Origin of the sequence: Paraburkholderia sp. (assembly GCF_035948235.1) — a bacterium.
Lineage (GTDB): Bacteria > Pseudomonadota > Gammaproteobacteria > Burkholderiales > Burkholderiaceae > Paraburkholderia.
In genome coordinates this window covers 1-4,427 of the sequence record NZ_DASZJJ010000279.1, presented here as the reverse complement: position 1 = coordinate 4,427, position 4,427 = coordinate 1, and the positions used below count along the sequence as shown (strand labels likewise).

Here is a 4,427-nt window from a genome sequence, read left to right as displayed (position 1 = left end):
CCCGGCGATGGCCACGTCATAGGCCGCTTGCGTCATCTCAGGGCTTGCGCGGTGAGCGCACTGGCCGTGGCGCGGACTCGGCCTCCTCGACCGAGCGGAAGTTTGCCCCGCGCGGCAGCACGCGCCCACGGCCCTGGGCGGCCGCCTTCAGTCCTGGCGTCGCAGCCACCGTGACGGCTTCGGCCTCGGCAGGCAACTGCGCCGGTACTTCGCTCGACGCATCGGCGAGCGGCACATCCGGGCCATACGTGGCAACGCGCATCGACGCTGGAAACTCAGTGTCGCCCGGCACGCCCGGCTGCGGCGTCAGATGCCCCATCGAGCCGAAGATGCGGACCATCTGTTCCATCTGGGTCGCCGTATCGCCGTGCAGTGGCTTGTTCCAGTTCGTGCGGTTGGCGAAGGCTTCGCGGCGCTTCGCAGGCGATTGCCGCGGATCGGTGACGATCGCATAGTCACTCGCGCTCAGCACGTGATTCGGCACGCGTGCAGGCCAGAAGGTGGGCGCGAACGGATCGTACTCCGTGTCATAGCCCGCGCGGCAATATGCGGTATCGGCCTGCCACGGCAGCCCCATCCAGCGATTGATGTCGCCCGGTCCTTGCGCGTGCAACGGTCCGTCGATGCCCAGGGCGCGCGCCTGGTCGAGCGTCGGGCCGTAATTCGTCTCCGGCACGCCCGGTGCTCGCGCGCGAATGCGAAACGGCTTGTAGTACAGCGACAGATGCCGCATCGGCCAGGTCATTTCGCAACCCGGATGGAAAGCATCGGCGAGACAGAAGTCGAGCGCCGCACGGTCCAGCGTGGCGGGTTGATCCGCGAGCGGCACGTCGTCGATGCCCGCGTACGTTTTGCGCTGCGCCTGCCAGTCGTCGATGAAATCGCCTTCGGCCCAGCGCTTGAGCCGCGTATATTGCGTGGCGCTCACCGATGCGTTCTGGCGCGGGCTCTCGCCTGCGGGCACAGTCATCGCGTCGCCGTAAATCCACGGCCACGGCATCTGGTTGCCGTCGGCGCCCTCGGGCGGACGGAAGCTGTTGAAGATCTGGCGGCGCAATTCCGCGTTCACGTCGTATCCGCCTGGCGCGGGCAATTGCGAAAGCCGCTTCAGCAGCGCCGCGTCGCTGAAATCGAAACGGCCTTCAAAGCCAAATTGGGTCGCAAATCCCTGGTTCACCCACTGCAGGTCCGTGAGCCGTTGCAGTACCGGCTGCACGTCGCTCGCGAAAGACACCATCGCCGGTTCACTGAGCCAGCCGGCCTGCACGTAGACGTCATAGAGCAGATCGTAAAGCGTGCGCACGCCCTTCACGCCCGGCGCATAGTCGGGCGGCGCGGTCACGACCCAAGCTGGCTCGACCGGGATCGGGCGACCTTCGATCGTGACCGTTGCGCCGACCGTGCCGTCGCAGGTGTCGTCGTACCACCCATCGGCATTGATGAAGCTCTGCTTGTCTTTGGGGTCGTAAATCGGCGCATGGGTCGGTGAAGCCGATATGCCATGGCCGCCAAGTACGACAAGACGCCCTTCGCCATCGGTCAGCAATTCGCCGATCTTGACCGGCACGCCGCAGAACTCGCCCGCGCACACGACCGGCGCGGCATTCGCGCCCGCGACGTGCTGCATCCCCGCGTCGATCACGAGCGTCTCGCGCGCCGTCACGTCCTTGTTGCGCAGCGGCACGGTCAAATCGGCAGACTCCGGAATGTCCATCGCTTGTTGCCACCGATACCACGCGGCCTTGCGGTTCGCGAGGTGGACCTGCCACTTCACGTCGGCCCAGCCGCCCGTCAGTTCGCGCACGACCTCGCCCGCCGCGTTGTAGCCGTACACGCGGAACTGCGCGGCCTCGCGCTTGAGCGCGCCCGTCGAATCGCGATAGAACGACTCCGGCATCGCAGGCGGTTCGATCAACTGCGGGCCGACGTAATATTGCGCCGCGCTATTGCCCACGCGCGCGATGCCGATTGCCGGATGAATGGCCGCGCGCACGATATTGCTGTCTTTCGCAGCCGGATAATCGACACCCGGCGCATATTGCGGCGGACGCGCCTGCGCCGGCTCGCCGAGCGGCACGCCATTGACGTTGCGCCGGTTGAACGCGGACGCACGATACACCACCTTGCGCGCCTCGGCGATGCTGCCGACCGGGCTGTGCGCTTCCAGCGAATGCCACGTATTGAAGGCGAGATTTTCGCCGTAGGTGCTCTGCCCGCGCGTATCGAGATCCTGCTGCGGCAGTTCGAGCACGGCCACTTCGATCGGCTCGCTAGCAGTTTCGCTCCAGCGCACCGTGGCGGCGTCGAGCGGCATCGAATCCGGATCGGTCTGGAACTGCACCATGAAGCGCAGACGCGCCGGGCCGTTGCGCAGACGCTGATGCAGGTCCGCGCGCAGATAGAACGGATCGGCGAAATCGGGCGACGTGTCCGGCTGCGCAGCGTCGACCGGCTCGATCTTGTACTTGACGTGACGCGTCTGCCCGAAGCGCGACGGCAGGCAGCTCCAGTATGGCGTCGTCAGCACCGATTCCACCACCTTTTTCATCTCGTCGAGAATGCCCGCCGTCACCGGATGGCTCGCGAGATAGGCATCTCGCTGCCCATGCAGCGACTGGCAGGTGAATTCGCACATATCCTTCGCCGTATCGACAAAGAACACGTCGTGGTTCTGCAGGATAAAGTCCTGCGTTTTCGCATCGGTATCGGGTTCGAGCAGCTTTGGGCCGTCCACATCAAACAGCTTGATGCCGATGCCCGTGGTGCCCTTCAGATCGGGGTTGCCCGGCTGCACATCCGCGGAAAAGCGCACCCAGGCCGCATATTCGCCGGCCTTCGCAAACACGCCGACACGCAGCGCGTCGGGTAAATCGTCACGCACGATGAACCGTGCGTGCGCCGCGCCGTGAAGACGCAGAAACACCGGGCGCGTGGCGGGATCGCGGCCCGCCATGAGCGCGCGGCCCTGCGCATAATCGACGAATAGCTGGCGCAGACCTTCGACGGGATCGCTATCGCAATGACAGGGAGACGGAGGAAGCGTGCCGGGATTGGCCTGCGCGGCGTTGGCCGCCTGGGATGTTTGTGCAGCCGGATTGCACGACATATTTCAGACTCCTTATTTTATGCATCATAGGAGAAGCGGTAGAGACCGCCGGAGTCGGGAAATGCAATCGGCAAGACGCGAAAACCGTCAGCCACGACGGGCGACGGCGCGGCGTCCGCTGGCTATTCTGTGTTCGCCGCGTAGTGAATCCTTGTCCCCGCTCGTGGCGCAGACAATATAACGGCTTCGCTACGCGCGAGGAGCTACCAGATTGGATAGGGATTGCCGGAATCGATCGATTTGATGCGAGATCGATCGAGTGATCAACGGTCATTCGCCATGTGGAATGCCTTCAATCGGGCACTCCGCAGTTCCGGGCGTGGAACGCGTCAAGGCTTCGACGCTACGGCGTGTGCGCTCCGGATCCTGAATCCAGCGTTGATAGAAGCCAAACGGACAAGTCGCCACGCCATTAGCACCATCGCCGGAATTGATTGTGCCGGTGTAGCCTCGATGCAGCAACTTGTACAGATGGTTCTGCGACTGCATGTTGCGCCGCGCATCGCGAATCATGCCCACCGATAGCTCAGCGTATTGCACGCCCATTTCCTCTTCGCCGCATTCTCCAAGCGTGCGCCCATCAAAACCTACAATCGCCGAGTGGCCGAAGTACGAATACACGCCATCCCAGCCAGTGGCGTTGGCCACGGCCACATAGGTGTTATTCATCCACGCCATGGCCTTCGCGACCATCACCTGCTGCTCCTTGGCCGGATACATATAGCCCTGGCAGCGCACGATCAGTTCCGCGCCGTTCATTGCGCAGTCGCGCCAGATCTCCGGATAGTTGCCGTCGTCGCAAATGATCAGGCTGATCTTGAGGCCTTTCGGCCCGTCCGTCACATAGGTGCGGTCGCCCGGATACCAGCCTTCGATCGGCGTCCACGGCATGATCTTGCGGTACTTCTGCACGATTTCGCCATGGTTGTCGATCAGTACGAGCGTGTTGTACGGCACCTTGCGCGGATGTTCCTCGTGGCGCTCGCCCGTGATCGAGAACACGCCCCACACGTTGGCTTTGCGGCACGCCGCGGCGAAAATATCCGTCTCTTCGCCGGGTATCGTGGTCGCCGTATCGAACATCTCCTCGCGGTCGTACATGATGCCGTGCGTGGAGTACTCAGGGAACACCACGAGATCCATGCCGGGCAAGCCCTGCTTCATGCCGGTCACCATATCGGCGATACGGCGTGCGTTGTCGAGCACCTCCGCTTTGGTGTGCAGACGCGGCATCTTGTAGTTCACCACCGCGACGCCGACGGTGTCTTTGCTGCTCGAAATGTCGCCGTGCAACATGAAGTTCTCCTTGGTGACAAGCTCT

2 protein-coding genes are annotated in these 4,427 nt (G+C 63.5%); both read right to left on the bottom strand.

Translation table 11 applies throughout. From position 1 onward, the window contains the following. Positions 1-37: 37 nt before the first annotated feature. A complete protein-coding gene (locus VG320_RS24470; RefSeq protein WP_327202643.1) occupies positions 38-3,106 on the bottom strand; it encodes a LodA/GoxA family CTQ-dependent oxidase in 3,069 nt (1,022 codons plus the stop codon). Between the two features lie 270 nt (positions 3,107-3,376). After that, on the bottom strand, positions 3,377-4,402 hold the full coding sequence (locus tag VG320_RS24465) for an aliphatic amidase (RefSeq protein WP_327202644.1): 1,026 nt from the start codon (positions 4,400-4,402) through the stop codon (positions 3,377-3,379). Between the last annotated feature and the right edge of the window lie 25 nt (positions 4,403-4,427).

Bases quoted from the DNA above. Each gene is read 5' to 3' on its own strand.
- VG320_RS24470 (WP_327202643.1), bottom strand. From the start codon at position 3,106: ATGTCGTGCAATCCGGCTGCACAAACATCCCAGGCGGCCAACGCCGCG.
- VG320_RS24465 (WP_327202644.1), bottom strand. From the start codon at position 4,402: ATGTTGCACGGCGACATTTCGAGCAGCAAAGACACCGTCGGCGTCGCG.